The organism is Enterococcus sp. AZ120 (genome assembly GCF_050546165.1).
GTDB classification, from domain to species: domain Bacteria; phylum Bacillota; class Bacilli; order Lactobacillales; family Enterococcaceae; genus Enterococcus; species Enterococcus faecalis.
In genome coordinates, this window is record NZ_CP172950.1 from 1,405,164 (window position 1) to 1,420,450 (window position 15,287).

General features: G+C 39.0%; 13 protein-coding genes. 3 read left to right on the forward strand and 10 right to left on the reverse strand.

From position 1 onward, the window contains the following. Nucleotides 1-96 precede the first annotated feature (96 nt). Nucleotides 97-807 (forward strand): response regulator transcription factor, encoded by a 711-nt coding sequence (locus IGJ46_RS06815; RefSeq protein ID WP_002360193.1) that lies wholly within the window; start codon nt 97-99, stop codon nt 805-807. After that, a complete protein-coding gene (gene pnpS / locus IGJ46_RS06820) occupies nt 804-2,579 on the forward strand; it encodes a two-component system histidine kinase PnpS (RefSeq protein WP_002392419.1) in 1,776 nt (591 codons plus the stop codon). The genes IGJ46_RS06815 and pnpS overlap by 4 nt, the downstream gene beginning before the upstream one ends. Nucleotides 2,580-2,620: 41 nt before the next feature. On the opposite strand, the gene IGJ46_RS06825 is transcribed toward pnpS, so the two are convergent. From IGJ46_RS06825 to IGJ46_RS06840, 4 genes are all read right to left on the reverse strand, one after another. After that, nucleotides 2,621-3,511 carry a phosphate ABC transporter substrate-binding protein PstS family protein gene (locus IGJ46_RS06825; protein ID WP_002357425.1) on the reverse strand — a complete coding sequence of 297 codons (891 nt, stop codon included), beginning with the start codon at nt 3,509-3,511 and terminating at the stop codon, nt 2,621-2,623. 110 nt (nt 3,512-3,621) lie between these two features. Beyond that, entirely contained in the window at nt 3,622-4,800 is a 1,179-nt protein-coding gene (locus IGJ46_RS06830) for a pyridoxal phosphate-dependent aminotransferase (protein ID WP_218391099.1), read from the reverse strand. 161 nt (nt 4,801-4,961) lie between these two features. Next, complete coding sequence (locus IGJ46_RS06835; protein WP_218391101.1) at nt 4,962-7,652, reverse strand: alpha-mannosidase; 2,691 nt, start codon at nt 7,650-7,652, stop codon at nt 4,962-4,964. A gap of 11 nt (nt 7,653-7,663) precedes the next feature. Next, nucleotides 7,664-8,953 carry a glycoside hydrolase family 125 protein gene (locus IGJ46_RS06840; protein ID WP_002357422.1) on the reverse strand — a complete coding sequence of 430 codons (1,290 nt, stop codon included), beginning with the start codon at nt 8,951-8,953 and terminating at the stop codon, nt 7,664-7,666. A gap of 156 nt (nt 8,954-9,109) precedes the next feature. Between IGJ46_RS06840 and IGJ46_RS06845 the strand changes: the two genes are divergently transcribed. Next, nucleotides 9,110-10,156: a GntR family transcriptional regulator gene (locus IGJ46_RS06845; protein WP_002357421.1), complete on the forward strand. Its 1,047-nt coding sequence runs from the start codon at nt 9,110-9,112 to the stop codon at nt 10,154-10,156. Between the two features lie 188 nt (nt 10,157-10,344). On the opposite strand, the gene IGJ46_RS06850 is transcribed toward IGJ46_RS06845, so the two are convergent. The 6 genes from IGJ46_RS06850 to IGJ46_RS06875 all read right to left on the reverse strand — a co-directional run bounded on the left by IGJ46_RS06850 (nt 10,345) and on the right by IGJ46_RS06875 (nt 15,252). Next, nucleotides 10,345-11,274, reverse strand: coding sequence for a LysR family transcriptional regulator (locus IGJ46_RS06850; protein ID WP_002361904.1), 930 nt, complete (start codon nt 11,272-11,274; stop codon nt 10,345-10,347). Nucleotides 11,275-11,292: 18 nt separating this feature from the next. Then, nucleotides 11,293-12,006, reverse strand: coding sequence for a carbonic anhydrase (locus tag IGJ46_RS06855; protein WP_002401371.1), 714 nt, complete (start codon nt 12,004-12,006; stop codon nt 11,293-11,295). Nucleotides 12,007-12,188: 182 nt separating this feature from the next. Then, nucleotides 12,189-12,821: an orotate phosphoribosyltransferase gene (gene pyrE / locus IGJ46_RS06860; protein WP_002360179.1), complete on the reverse strand. Its 633-nt coding sequence runs from the start codon at nt 12,819-12,821 to the stop codon at nt 12,189-12,191. Nucleotide 12,822: 1 nt separating this feature from the next. Next, nucleotides 12,823-13,536 (reverse strand): orotidine-5'-phosphate decarboxylase, encoded by a 714-nt coding sequence (gene pyrF, locus IGJ46_RS06865; RefSeq protein ID WP_002365730.1) that lies wholly within the window; start codon nt 13,534-13,536, stop codon nt 12,823-12,825. Beyond that, nucleotides 13,526-14,464: a dihydroorotate dehydrogenase gene (locus IGJ46_RS06870; protein WP_002369312.1), complete on the reverse strand. Its 939-nt coding sequence runs from the start codon at nt 14,462-14,464 to the stop codon at nt 13,526-13,528. Before IGJ46_RS06870 ends, pyrF begins: the two co-directional genes overlap by 11 nt. Further along, nucleotides 14,461-15,252: a dihydroorotate dehydrogenase electron transfer subunit gene (locus tag IGJ46_RS06875; protein WP_002397350.1), complete on the reverse strand. Its 792-nt coding sequence runs from the start codon at nt 15,250-15,252 to the stop codon at nt 14,461-14,463. Before IGJ46_RS06875 ends, IGJ46_RS06870 begins: the two co-directional genes overlap by 4 nt. Nucleotides 15,253-15,287: the final 35 nt, after the last annotated feature.

The window sequence follows — 15,287 nt, forward strand, 5'->3', positions numbered from 1 at the left end:
CTTACTTTAAAGTACGTTCTTCCTCTAAAAATATGTTAAACTAACAATAGTGAAATATACACTTATTTTCAGAAATTTCTTGAAGGAGTTATGTAAATGAAAAAAGTTCTTGTCGTCGATGATGAACCATCGATTTTAACTTTGTTAACCTTTAATTTGGAAAAAGAAGGCTATCAGGTGACTACTTCCGAAGATGGTAAAAACGGCTTCGAATTAGCTTTGTCTAATCAATATGATTTTATAATTTTAGATGTAATGCTTCCTGGTATGGATGGCTTAGAAATTACCAAAGCACTTCGTCGAGAAAAAATTGACACGCCTATTTTGATTTTAACTGCCAAAGATGAACAAGTAGATAAAATCATCGGCTTAGAAATTGGGGCAGATGATTATTTAACAAAACCTTTTAGTCCCAGAGAAGTCCTAGCACGCATGAAAGCTATTTTTCGTCGTTTAAAACCTACCACGACCGAACCGCTTCAAGAGGACACACCTAAAGCTCCGCTTGTGATTGGCGAGATTCGTGTGGATGAACAAAATTATGAGGTCTTTGTGCGCAATCAGCCCATTGAACTAACACCGAAAGAATTTGAATTACTCGTTTACTTTATGAAACGCAAAGATCGGGTCATTAATCGGGAAACCTTGTTGGAACGAATTTGGCAATATGACTTCGCTGGACAAAGTCGCATCGTCGATGTCCACATTAGTCATTTACGTGATAAAATCGAGCCCGATCCCAAACGGCCCGTTTACTTAGTAACTGTCCGTGGCTTTGGCTACCGTTTTCAGGAGCCAAAACGATGAAAAAGAGACTGCGGATTGAATATTTTTTAGTTGCGGCAGTCATGCTTTTATTATTTGTCGGGAGTATTGCAGCGACCAATTTTTTCTTTCAAAAAGAAATGGTTGCTCAGCAAGAAACCTATTTAAGAAGAAAAAATACCCTTTTAACAGACCAGTTGCCCCCTTCCGTTTTCGAAAAAGGGCAACTGACAAACCAACAACAACTCCTTGTCACCCATGCGTTAGATGATGCAGAAGAACGGGTAACTTTGTTGCAAAAAAATGGTACCGTCTTTTTTGACAGCAGCCAAAATGAACCGCTAGAGTCGCACAAAAAACGACCTGAAATCGCTGCGGTTCTATCAGGAGCTACCTATGGTTCAGCTTTACGAAAGAGTAAAACGTTAAATAAAGAACTTCTGTACGTTGCCACGCCTGTTTTAAAATCAGGAGAAATCGTTGGTATTATTCGGATTTCGGAACAAACCGCGCTATTTTCTAAAAATATCCAATCTTTTCGTCGCTATATTATCTTTACATTTGGCATCTTGTTCCTACTAATTACCTTGTTTATCTTTTTATTGTTACGGCAAAAAAATCAACCGCTAGTGACTGTCTTACCGATTCTGAAACGAATGCTTAAACATCCAGATGAAAATCGATCCATTATCCAGCAATCTTCTGAATGGAATGAACTTTACGAAACTATTAACTTACTGAGTCAACAAGTAAGTCAAACGTATAAAGCGTATACGTCTGCGGATGAGCAATTTCACGAACTTTTAGATGAGTTGATGATTGGTGTCTTTATCATTGATACGCAAGGACGGCTTCGTCTGTTGAACCCTAAAATGCAGGAAATGTTAGGACTCTCTGCTAAAAATATGCAAAGCAATTATCTTGAAGTGATTCAAGACGCCGATTTGATTCATTTAATCCATCAAGTCGTCGCTGAAAAAAACAGCTTACATCAAGAAATCACTGTGACACAGGGACCAACACCTTTACGCTTAGATCTTTCTCTTCGTTACTTGGATGATCAAAGTGCCAATGATTATCAAGTATTAGGAATTGCCTATGATTTAACGCGCGTTCGCCAACTAGAAAAAATGCAAAAAGATTTTGTATCAAACGTGTCTCATGAATTAAAAACGCCTGTCACTTCTCTTTTAGGCTTTACCGAGACACTCATAGATGGCGCCAAAGAAGATCCGAAAGTCCTTGATCAATTTTTGCACATCATGCAAAAAGATGCCCAGCGTCTGCAACAATTAATTCAAGAAATTTTAGAACTTTCTCGGGGCAGTGCAACAATTCCTTATGCAGAACAAGAAATTACTTTAGAAAAATTTATTACAGAAATTCTCGGTTCTTATCAGCAACAATTGGCAGCAAAACAGCTGAAAACAGTCGTTCATGGTCTGCCAGAGAGCCAGTTTTTCACCAAATACGAATTGTTTTATCCAATCGTGAAGAATCTAATTGAAAATGCCATTCAGTATTCCCAAAAAAATGGTCAGATTACTATTTCTTATGCTATAGAAAATCAGCAATTACGTTTATCTGTTCAAGATACTGGCATTGGCATTAGTCAAAAAGACCAAGAACGGATCTTTGAACGGTTCTATCGTGTCGATAAAGCACGTAGCCGTCATTCTGGTGGCACCGGTCTAGGTCTAGCTATTGTCCAAAATTACACAGAATTATTAGGCGGTAAAATCGCCATTGATAGTCACTTAGGCTTAGGGACCACTTTTACAATCACCTTGCCTTTAACAAAAAAAGAAGCCTAAAAAAACTCAGCCAATCCTGTTTATTGGCTGAGTTTTTTTGTTTATTTTTCAGTTACTTTTCCATTTACATCTCGTTCTACTTGCATGTCTGTGATGGCTAAATAACCTAAGTCTTTGACAATTGTCTTTTGAACATCATCGGTGACCATATAGTCTAAGAAGGCTTTTACTTCTTTATTAGGCTCCCCTTTTGTATACATATGTTCATAAGACCAGATTTTCCATGAATTGTCTTTCACGTGTTCTTCTTTTGGTTCAACACCATCAATGCTTAAGGCAACGGTGGAATCATCCATATAAGAAAAAGCTAAATAGCTGATTGCTCCTGGTGTTTGTTCAACAATTTTACGAACTGTTCCCGAAGAATCTTGTTCTTGTGATTGAACTGGTTTAGCTCCATCTAAGCCCCATTTTTCAAATGTTGCTCGGGTGCCACTTCCGTTTGCGCGGTTTATTACGACGATTTCTTGATCTTTGCCGCCCACTTCTTTCCAGTTTTTGACTTTGCCAGTAAAGACATCAATCAATTGTTGCTTCGTTAAATTCTTCACGCCGACTTCTTTGTTGACCACTGGTCCCATACCGACCACGGCCACCCGATGATCGACTAATTTAGAGGCATCCACGCCATCTTTCTCTTCGGCAAACACATCGGAATTTCCAATGGTCACTGCGCCATCTGCAACTTGCGAAAGTCCTGTTCCGCTGCCGCCACCTTGGACAGAAACTGTATAATTAGGATGTTCTTGTGTAAATTGATCTTTCGCAGCATCTACTAATGGTTGTAAAGCGGTGGAACCAACAGCGACAATTTTAACTGGTTTGTTACTATCCGCTTCGCTGGATTTTTCAGTTGTGCCTCCTTGAGCTCCGCACCCAGTTAATAATAACCCTAGACTCAGCATAGTTGCTGCAATTACACGTTTTTTCATCTTTGCACTTCCTTTTCAATTAGTTACAAGTTTAGTCTACCAAGACTCTGTTAATTCTGTTTCAATTAAATGTAAATAAAAGGTAAAGGTGTGTAAAGAATCTATAAAGGCTAGTGCGTTACGCGTTGTGTCGCCATGTAATGTGCAATTCGTTCCATGGCCGTTGTTAATTTATCCATATCGGACGCATAACTAATTCGGACGTATCCTTCTGCTTCTGGGCCAAAAGAAATACCTGGAATCAACGCTACTGCTTCTTTTTGCGCTAAATCAATACAAAATTTCATAGAATCTTGTTCATAACCAGTAGGAATCTTAGCAAAAATATAAAAGGCGCCATTTGGACGTGCAACCTCAAACCCCAATTGAGTCATCTGTTCATAAACAAAATCGCGCCGTTTCCGATACTCTTCTTTCATAATTTCAGCATCATGCATTCCTTCGATTAAGGCACGAACAGCCGCTTTTTGAGACACTGTTGCAGCCGCAGTAACTAAATACTGATGAACTTTAATGATCTCCGTTGTTAAAATCGCTGGTGCAAAAATAAAGCCAATCCGCCAGCCTGTCATGGCATGTGATTTCGACAAACCGTTAATTAAAATCGTTTGGTCACGTAACATTTCAGCAATCGAAACATGACTCTCATCATAAGTTAACTCACTATAAATTTCATCACTAATCACAAAAATGTCGTATTTTTTTAGAACATCAGCAATTGCTTGCAACTCTTGGCGGTTATAGGTGACACCAGTTGGGTTGCTAGGATAATTTAAAATAATTGCTTTGACTTGTTCCCCATGCTCGGCCATTGCCGCTTCAATCATTTCAGGGGTCAAGACAAAATCGTTGTCTCGTGTATCCAAATATACCGGTTCCGCCCCCGCCAATGTAATAATTGGTTCATACCCTGGGTAAATAGGTGCTGGCAATAGCACTTTGTCACCTTGTTCTAAAATTGCTAATAACGAAGCTGAAATCGCTTCTGTTGCTCCAACTGTTACTAAAATTTCTGTCCCAGGCTGGTAAGTCAAATGGTACTTTTCTTTCATAAAATAAGCGGCTGCTTCACGGACATCTAATAAACCAGACATCCCTGTATAATGAGAAAAATTCGCATCAATTGCTTCTTTGGCTGCTTTTTTGACATGCTCAGGTGTGTTAAAATCCGGCTCTCCTAGCGTTAATTTTAAAATACCTTCAATTCCTGAGACTTGTTCGTCAAATTGACGAATTAAAGAAACAGCAATTTTATTTACTTGACGATTAAAACGATTGGTTAAATCCATTTAGCTTCACTCCTTCAGTTGACGTTATAGTAGCACAAATTGACCGTAAAATGAATGATTTTCTCATTGTATCGCTAGATTTTTATTATAAATATCTCAAAAAAACGACAGAGAAGAAAATAGGAGAACTTTGTCCTTTTCAACAAAGTTCTCCTATTTATTTATTTTTCGAAACGCCATGTCCGAATTTCAAACGGACGTAATGGTGCATCAACTTCTATCGCTGGTGTCAACGGTTCTTCTAATACATTTGTTAAACAAGTCGCTGGTTGTGTCTCTTTGTAAAGTTCACAAGAAATATTTTGCGCTGTTAGATTAAAGCCACGAACGACTAAATGATTTGTTTGCTCTTGACGTTTAACGGCTGTCCAACCAATTGGTCCTTCTGCCGTTGTCAAGTAGACATGGTTCGGTGCTAGTTTACCTTCATGACGCGCAGTAGTAGCTGCAGTAAAAGGAATTTGTGCACTATAGGCTTGTTGATACGTAGCAAAGCGTTCTTCTGGTTTTCCATGCAATGACAAACCATATTTAAAGGTATATTCTCCTTGGCATTGTGCTTCTGGTGTCGCAAAATAGCCCCAATCACCTAGTTCGCCAACACAACGAATTAATGTGACCGCAATGGTTCCATCTGCCAAGACTTCATACTCATTTAAGCCTTCATTGAAGATAGTCAGGCCTTTGTTTTGGTCATGAACATTCACAAACGCTTGTTGGTGCTGCGGGTTTGTTGGATTTTCCCATGTGTCGCTTACTTGATTTGGTCGTGTCACGACTTCATAAATACTATCCGCTTCGTGTGTTTCTGTGACCATGCCAGTTGGGAAAAGCACGCGTAAACGATGATCTTTGATTTGATTATTAATGGTTGTTTCAAAGAATAATTGGTTACTTTCTTTGATCATTGTAACCACTGTCGTTATTTCGAACGGGCGAAGCGTCGTTGAACGTTGTGCTTGGCGTTCTCTAAACTCACGAACAGCCTTTTGTTCTTCTTCTAATCGTTCATCTGCTGCAACTGGTAACATGACGGTTTGTTTAATTTGATAACTTGCTTTTACAGGGGAATTTTCTTTATTCGTAATTTCAGCCGTTACATTTTCGGTTGTAATTCCTTGGTCTTCGGTCGGTTTGAAAAAGATATATTCATTCCCAATGTCGCCAGTATCTTCAAATGTTAACAATTTTGAAAATGTTTCTCCTGTTTTTTTGTCAGCAATGGTTAAGCTACCATTGTTTTCAATTTTCACTTGAATAAATTCGTTTTCCATTTCATTTGTTGCTGGTTGAGCCAAAAGACTTCCTTCAAAAGCTTTCGTTTTTCCTTGAATCAATGCAAAGCTATCCCAAGAGAATGGCGCCATTTCTTTGACAGATAATTCGACCGTTAAGTATTTAGCCATGTACGGTTGACGGAAAGCATCTTTAGGTAAATCGTAACCAAAACGAACATCTTCTTTGACAATACGGCTTGCAACTGCTTGTCCTGTTGGATCAATCACTTGATAATCTGGGGTGGCTTTTTGTTTTAATTCATGATAAAGATCTTCAGGTTTTCCTGTATAAAATGGCAATCGTTCAATCTCCACTTCCACAGTGACAACCTCCGATTTCTGATAGCCACTAGTATTAAATAAAACAAACGGGTGCGCTTTTTCTGGGAAAACACTTGTATCAATTGCTTCTGTTAATTGTCGTGTTGCTTCATCTGCTAAGAAATGCCCGACATCATTGGCATTTTCAAAGCGAGTCATCATGCCTCGGTGAACCTCGTCGACAGAACAGCCACAAATACTATCGTGCGGATGGTTTTGAAGCAATGTTTTCCAAGCATAATCAAATTGGTCATGTGGGTAGTCGCCAGTTACTTCGTAAGCCATTGCTGCTAAAGGTTCTGCGATATTTTCTAATTGGCGTTGGACTTTTGTGTTCCACTGTTTTAAATAGACGCGAGCAGAAGAAGTATTGGCTAATGTGTACCAGCCATCCGTTTCTTGACTCGTTAATTCACCTGTTACTGTTCCTAAATCTTCTGGTAACTCCTCTTGAACAGCTTTCAAATAGTCATCGAAATTGGAATGAATAAATTCATATTCTGGGAATAGTTCATTGGCTAAAGCGATGGCCTTAGTAATATCTCTTTGTACCGGTTGGTGGTCGACCCCATTCATCATCAATAAATGGTTTGTGGAAGCGTAACGTTCCACATCAGCCAATTTTTGTTTCCAAAAAGCGATTGCCGCTTCTTTTTCTGAAGGAATTTCGTTCCCATTACTATACCAGTTAGCAAAAAGCAAGCCGAAAATTTTCGTTTGATCAGGACCTTCCCACCACATTTCAGAATATTGTGAGCTATAGTCGCTTTCTAAGACTTGGTTATCAAAGCCAATCGGTTTCACCCCGCGCCCAAAGGCAGCCGCAGGCAGATTTGCTAATTGCATCATTTGAGGCGTTTGACCCATGTTACCAAATGTATCCGGGAAGTAACCTAATTGAACTGGTGCTCCCCATTTTTGACTTTCTAAATGCCCAATCAGCATGTTTCGAACATTGGATTCAGAGCTAATTAAAAAGTCATCTTGTAAAATATAAAATGGTCCGATTTTTAGTTTGCCTGCTTGGACAGCTTTTTTCACGGCTTCTTTTTTCTCTGGGCGAACTTGTAAATAGTCGTCTAAGATAATCGTTTGTCCATCTAAATGGAAACTGTTAAACTCTGGATCATTTTCAATTAAATCTAATACATTATCCACTAATTCAATTAAGCGCATATGATGTTCTTCATAAGGAAGATACCATTCACGATCCCAATGACTATGGGAAACAATATAGACTTTTTTCTTTGTCATCACTTTTCCTCCTATTTTTCCACTCGGATGTCAAAATAATCCATAACTAATTCACAAAACATCATATTAGCCCATGAAAACCATTCTCTTGTATAATTTTCAGGATTATCTACGTCAAAACCTTCATGCATCAAATGAGTCCCCGCATCTGTGGCAACTAATAAATCTAAAATCCGTTCTTTTTCTGCTTTATCTTTGGTTGTCATTCCTTCCATTGCTAAAGCAATCGGCCACACGTAATTTTCTGGTGTATGCGAGCTACCAATCCCTTTCGCGTATTTGCCTTCATAGAAGTAAGGATTTTCTTTACTTAATAAGGTTTGACGCGTTGTTAAATATTGTTCATCCTCTGTTGAACAATAACCCAGATAAGGGGCTGCTACTAAATTGGGAACATTACTGTCATCCATCACGCTTGCATTGCCTAAGCCATCCACTTCATACGCGTAAATCGTTTCGTTATTTTGATTTTTTGTTCGTCCAAATGTTTGAATGCCTTCTTCAATCTCTTCTTGTAATTTTTTAGCAATCGCCACAATCGTAGCATCTTCTAAAACATCAGAGAAAATTTCTTGAATATAGCCTAAAATTACGACTGCAAACATATTAGAAGGAACTAAGTAACCATATTGGCAGGCATCATCACTAGGACGGAAGCCTGACCATGTCATCCCTGTTTTGCCGACTGGCGTTCCTTTCCCTGCTTCAACCAACGTATCTTCTTGACGCCACGTATCTCGTTCAAATAAATAAGGTGACTGTGCGTGATCTTGTTCTGTTGTGAAAACGTTGAGAATTTTTTTGACGCCTTCCACAAAATCTGAATTAAATTGTTCGGTCATCCCAGTATTTTTATAAAGTAAATAGGCTAATTGGACCGGGTAACATAATGAATCAATTTCATATTTCCGTTCCCAAATCCAGCCATTCATTTCGGTCTTATCAGTTTGATGGCCTGCATGATTATCTGTTTCATTAAACGCATTGGCATAAGGATCAATGCAAATATAACGAAACTGGCGCTTAACCAACCCAGCAATCATTTGAGCAAGGTCTTCGTCTTCTTTCGCAATCACTAAATAGGGACGAACTTGCGCTGTTGAGTCTCTCAACCACATTGCTGGAATATCGCCTGTTAATAAAAAGGTAGTACCATCTTCTTGACGTTTCACTGTTGTTAGTAAAGTATTGGCAAAGGCCGCCTGAAAGTTTTTTGCCCAATCTTGATGTGCTTCACCGCATTTTTCTGTAATTGTCTCCATAAATGTTGCTACGGATTTTGGAACTTCTGTATAAACCATTCTCGTCACCTCTTAAATTTGATATATCATTTCACAATTGAATTATAGCGTTTACATTTCACTTTGTCTAGTGATTTCGATCATTTTTTTCATTTTAAAACCAATTAATTTATGGTAAACTATAAATAAGATATATCTTATTGTGAGGTGAAATGAATGAAGCAACCATTATATCAACAAATTATTGATTATTTACAAAATGAAATTGATTCAGGGCGATTGCCTGTTGGAGCGCAAGTGCCTACCGAAAAAGAATTATCGGCTCAGTTTAACGTCAGTAGAATTACGTCCAAACGAGCGCTAACTGAGTTGGAAACGCAAGGCGTAATCCAACGTCACCAAGGAAAAGGAAGTTTTGTTCAAGCACCAAAGCATCCTCTTCATACCTCTTTAAATAAAGTTCTTTTTTTATTGCCTTTTGCAGACGATTTATCAGTAGGAAATTTCTATAGCGGTTTGGCCCCTACTATTCAAGCAGCTGGTTTAGAAGTCTTTATGACCTCGCCTAATTTTTTGAGAGAGAAAAATGCTGCGGACATTGTGAATGAGTTTGCCGGGCTTGTCTATTATGCTGCTACTAGTAATGACTACCTCGACTTATTGTTTGAGTTGGCTTTGATGAATTTTCCAGTCGTTGTCTTGGATAAAAAGATCCATGATTTACCTTTTGCAACCATTCAATCAGACAACTTTGCTGGTGGTAAAACAGCAACCGAACGCTTAATTGGCTTAGGACATACAAAAATTGGATATATCCTTTCAGGAAGTCCAGCCCTACAATCCGTTCGGCAACGTTATTTAGGTTATCTCCAAGCTTTAAAAGAAGCCAATCTGGCATTTCATACAGCAATCACGGAAACCAATCTCTTAGATGAACACAACTTTAAACAGTATTTTGAGGCGCACCAACTCACAGCCGTGGTCTGCGATAATGACTTCAGCGCGTTACATTGTTTACGAAACTGTAAAAACCTAGGTATTCATGTGCCAAAAGAATTATCGATTATTGGTTTTGACGATATTCAAGCGGCAGCATTTGTCGAACCGCCATTAACAACCATGGCACAAGACTTTAAAGAAATGGGAAAACTAGCTGGTGAAGTGTTATTACAAACGATGCAACAAGACATTCAAATCATAGAAGACATTCAAGTACCTGTCACATTAATTGAAAGAGAAACCATTTCTACTGTTTCAAAATGAGCCAAAAAAGAAGAGCGTGGGACAAAAATCACTTTGGATTTTTGCTCCACGCTCAAAAACTAATAAACGGCGGGAACAGAAGCAACTCCTTCGGAAATAAGCCGAAATTCTCCAAAAATTAAAGAACAATTTTCGGAAATTCCTTCTTATTTCTCGGAGTTAAACACTTCTGTCCCGACCTCTTCTTTTTATTCCTTAGTGCTAAACGTTTTGGTATCTACCTCTTTTTTAAACAACGCTTTTAGTTCTTTGATAAAGTAGCGACCAATTGGACTGATTTCCCGATTTTTGGGAAAGAGTAAACAAATACGATTTTCCAAAGCTGGCGCCAATGGCACTAACCGAATTTCTTTCTTCGTAAAACCCGTTACGACTCCTGAACCAGAAGCATAAGCATTGGTTTCTACCAACAAATTCATTAAAGTTCCACGATCTGTAGTATGAATGACCGATTCCTGTTCAGGAATTTCAACTAAATCTTCAGAAAAATAGGAAAAATTGCTTCCTTCTTGATTAAAGCGAACTTGTGGATAGGGAACTAATTCCTCTAAATGAATTTCTTTTTGCTTGGCTAAAGGATGATGATTACCTAAAAAAATGTGTGTATTAAAGGTACTAATTACCTCGTAGGCTAGATTAGCTTGTTCTAAATACCGTTCAATACTGACACTATTTTGTTCATTTAAATAAATAATCCCCAACTCACTGTGAAATCCTTTGACGTCTTCAATTACTTTTAAGGTTGTGGTTTCAAAGACACGAAAATCTTTATATTGATCCCCATACTTTTTAAGAACTTTGGCAATTACCTCACCTAAAAAATCGTAATGTTGTGAAGAGATGGAGAATCGTTCGCTGGTCACTGTCTCGCGATAGCGATTTTCCAATAACTCCATTTGAACTAAGACTTTCTCTGCTTGTTCTAAAAAAACCATTCCTTCTTCTGTTAAAAAAGCGCCCTTATTGGTACGTAAAAAGAGGGAAATCCCTAGTTCTTCTTCTAATTCTCGAATACTATTTGACAAGCTAGGTTGTGTAATAAATAGTTTTTTGGCTGCTTCCCGAAAACTCCCATTGTTAGCTATGGCAGCAACATACTTCATTTGTTGAATATTCAACACTTTTTCCTCCACACACTAATCATTTGAAAAATAAATCTTACGCCCATTCAACGGCTGAAGGGGCCGATTGTTAAAGGCCAACATACCTTCCTTGATCTTATTTAAAAAAGCTTGATCCATTTTTTGAATGGTATCAAATACAAACCATTTCACTGGACCCTTAGTTGGCGGTGTTGTTAACGAGCCTACATAATGGTAGTGTAGACGCTCCTCTGGTAAAAAGATTGACGGATTAAACCATTGTTGGTGCGTGCCGTTTTCCCAGTCCATCGGATGATTCGCTTCTGAAAAACGATTTTCTTCCTCAGTGATGGTAAACAGGCAACCGACAACTAAATTTTCGCCAGCGTCGTTCATATGAACCAAATGGAATTCTAGCGGATACTGCTTTCCCGATAGCAAATGTTCGCTAGGCATATGAAAATGGATATCGGTTAAATGATACGCAACATTTTCAAACATTACGTAACTTTCCATATTTGGTGGTACAAAATGAAACGTATTTTTGAATTCCTTTTCAGTGAATTCTTCTTTTTTATAATGAAACGTAATCTGAGAATTTATTGTCTCAGCACTTTCTTTTTCTAAAGCAATTGGCGATTGATAAGCAAACTTAGCACCTTCTGCAAACCAGTCACATAGCGTATGCCAATGTTCTGGTCCATCGTTGCCTGTATAGCTCCATTCAACGTCCATATTTTTTATTTTTTTCATACACTCTTCCTTCATTTCCACATAGTAATCAGGTAAAACTCATGTTAAAACTCTATCCTAACATCTTTTCTACGTCAAACAAAAGAACTTAGATCATTACGCTCCTCGGCAAATGACCTAAGTTCTCCTACCGTTAAATCTGGTTACTGAAAATGACACTAAAAATCAGACGACAAGAACTATCTTTAGTTCAACGGTTATTTGCCCCAGTTTTCAGGATCTTTTTTCCATTCTTGTAATAAGGTAACATCTTTTTCTTCGATATAATTTGCTTCTAATGCAGCATCAATTAAAGTTGAATAATTGGTTAACGTTAGTAACGTCATCTGTTTATCTGCAAAATTTGCCGTTCCTTTGGGTAACTCATAAGTGAAGATTGCCGCAACGCCTAAAACCGTTGCTCCTTCACGTTCCGCCGCTTCTGCCGCTTCTAACACGCTACCGCCTGTTGAAATTAAATCCTCGATAACTACCATTTTTTGTCCTTCAGAAATTCGGCCTTCAATTTGATTCCCTTTGCCGTGATCTTTGGCTTTACTGCGGATATAAACCATTGGTAATCCTAAAATATCGGCTACCCATGCCGCATGTGGAATCCCTGCGGTAGCTGTCCCAGCAATCACTTCGACTTCTGGGAAAGTTTCTTTAATTTTTGCCGCTAAGCCTTCTGCAATTTCTTTACGCACAGCAGGATAACTCATCGTGATACGGTTATCACAATAAATCGGGCTTTTTATGCCACTAGCCCAGGTAAACGGCTCATTAGGGTTTAAAAATACCGCTTCAATCTCTAATAAATCTTTGGCAATTTTTTTTGCTACTTTTGTCATGTTACTTTCCGCTCCAGTCTTTTTTGATTTCTTGATAGGCTTCATAAGGATTTTCTGCTTGGGTAATAGGTCGGCCAACAACGATATATGTGGACCCGATTTCGCGAGCATGTTGCGGCGTTACGACCCGTTGTTGGTCACCTACTGCACTTCCTGCTGGACGAATACCAGGTGTTAAGCAAATAAACGTCTGCTTGGTTGCTTCTTGAATACCACGTGCTTCTAATGCTGAACAAACCACGCCATCCAGACCCGCTTTTTCCGCACATTTAGCATAATGAATGACACTTGTCTCTAAAGAAACGTTGATTAATTGATCGTGGTGCATCTCTTCTTCACTAGTAGAAGTCAACTGGGTTACAGCAATTAACTCAGGAACCTTAGCGCCTGGCTGAGTCCCTTTGATTAGACCTTCCTTAGCTGCTTGCATCATTCGAACGCCCCCTGCTGCATGGACATTGGTAATGGCAACGCCTAATTTTGCTAAATTTGTCATCGCTTTTTCCACAGTATTCGGAATATCATGTAATTTTAAATCCAAGAAAACATCGTGTCCTTGTTCTTTAAGCCAGCGAACAATAGCTGGTCCTTCTGCGTAAAAAAGTTCCATCCCCACTTTAACAAACAAGGCTTCTTCCTTAGGAAATTTTTCTAAAAAAACAGCCACTTCTTTTTGCGTGGGAAAATCTAACGCAATAATTGGTCTATCGTGCATTTTGCTGCCCCTCTCTCACTTCTTTAATTAATTGTTCCAACGATTCAATACCTAACTCTTCCATTCGCTTAGGTAATCCGTCAATCAACTTCGGACAAATATATGGATCTGTAAAGTTGGCCGTACCAACACCGACAGCGCTAGCACCTGCCATGAACATTTCCAAGACATCATCCACTGTTTGAACACCGCCCATTCCAATAATTGGCAACTGAGAAACACTGGCGACTTGTCGGATTAAGCGAATAGCAACAGGTTTAATGGCTGGGCCAGATAGTCCGCCAGTTTGATTGGCTAAAATAGGTTTTCTCGTTTTTAAATCAATGCGCATCCCTAGCAATGTATTAATCATAGAAAAACCGTCTGCGCCCCCTGCTTCAATTGCTTGGGCGATCGGCACAATGTCCGTTACGTTTGGTGATAGTTTAACATAAATCGGAACAGAGGCGACTTTTTTGACTGCTTGTGTTAATTGAAAAGCAACCTCTGGATCTGTACCAAAAGCTATGCCGCCATGTTTCACATTGGGACAGGAAATATTCAATTCAATTGCTTTGACGTTAGGCGCTTGCCCAATTTTTGCGCAAACAGCCACATAGTCCTCTTCGCAAGCACCTGCAACATTTGCGATAATCGGTAAGTTAGGGTATTTTTCTAATTTCGGTAATTTTTCTTGCATAACCACTTCTAAACCTGGATTTTGCAATCCAATGGCATTTAGCATACCACTAGGTGTTTCAGCTACACGTGGTGTGGGATTTCCATATCGTGCTTGGGGAGTTGTTGCCTTAATCATAATTGAACCTAATTGATCAAGGTCATAATAGTTAGCATATTCTTCCCCGAACCCAAAGCAACCACTGGCGGGAATAATTGGATTTTTTAATGTTAAACCTGGAATTGAAACAGCTAAAGGATTTTTCATCATAAGATAACCTCACTTGCTTTAAAAATCGGACCTTCATCACAGACCTTGACACTTTTTGCTCCAGTAGTGTCTCCTTTTTTATGGCAAACGCAGGCATAGCAAGCCCCAATTCCACAGGCCATCCGTTCTTCTAAAGAAAGGTAAACGTGTGGATGTGTTGGAAATAAAGAATCAATTGCTTTTAACATACCATTCGCACCACAAGCATACACTGCATCAGGGATCCGTCCTTTTGCTAACGCTTCTGACAATAAACGGCCCACGTTGCCATGAGCGCCAAACGAGCCGTCATCTGTGGCAAAATGTGTTTCTCCTAATGCCATAAATTCTTGTTGGTAATAAGCAACCTCTTTTGATGCATAACCAAGAAAATGAATCACTTTCACGCCTTTTTCATTGAGTTGTTTTGATAATTCATACAATGGGGGAATCCCGATTCCTCCACCAACGATAAAAGCAGTTTGACCAGCTGCTACGGTAGTTATATCAAAGCCGTTTCCTAAAGGACCTAAAATATCTAATTGTTCACCAGCCTTCATGGCAGCAAACACTTCCGTTCCAGCGCCTTCGACTCGATAAATCAAACGACAGGTTTCATTCGAATGATCAATTTGGTTGATGCTAATCGGTCGCCGCAAAAGTAAATCTGCACGCGGAACCTTGATATGCACAAACTGTCCAGGTCGTGTCATCTCTTTCACTAACTCGCCTTGTAAGTCTAACTGATAAATCCGTGGCGCTAACTGTTTTTGAGCTACAATGGTCATCATTTCTTGCTTTCTCTGCATCAGTATCCTTCACTCCTTTATTCTCTGATTCCCCT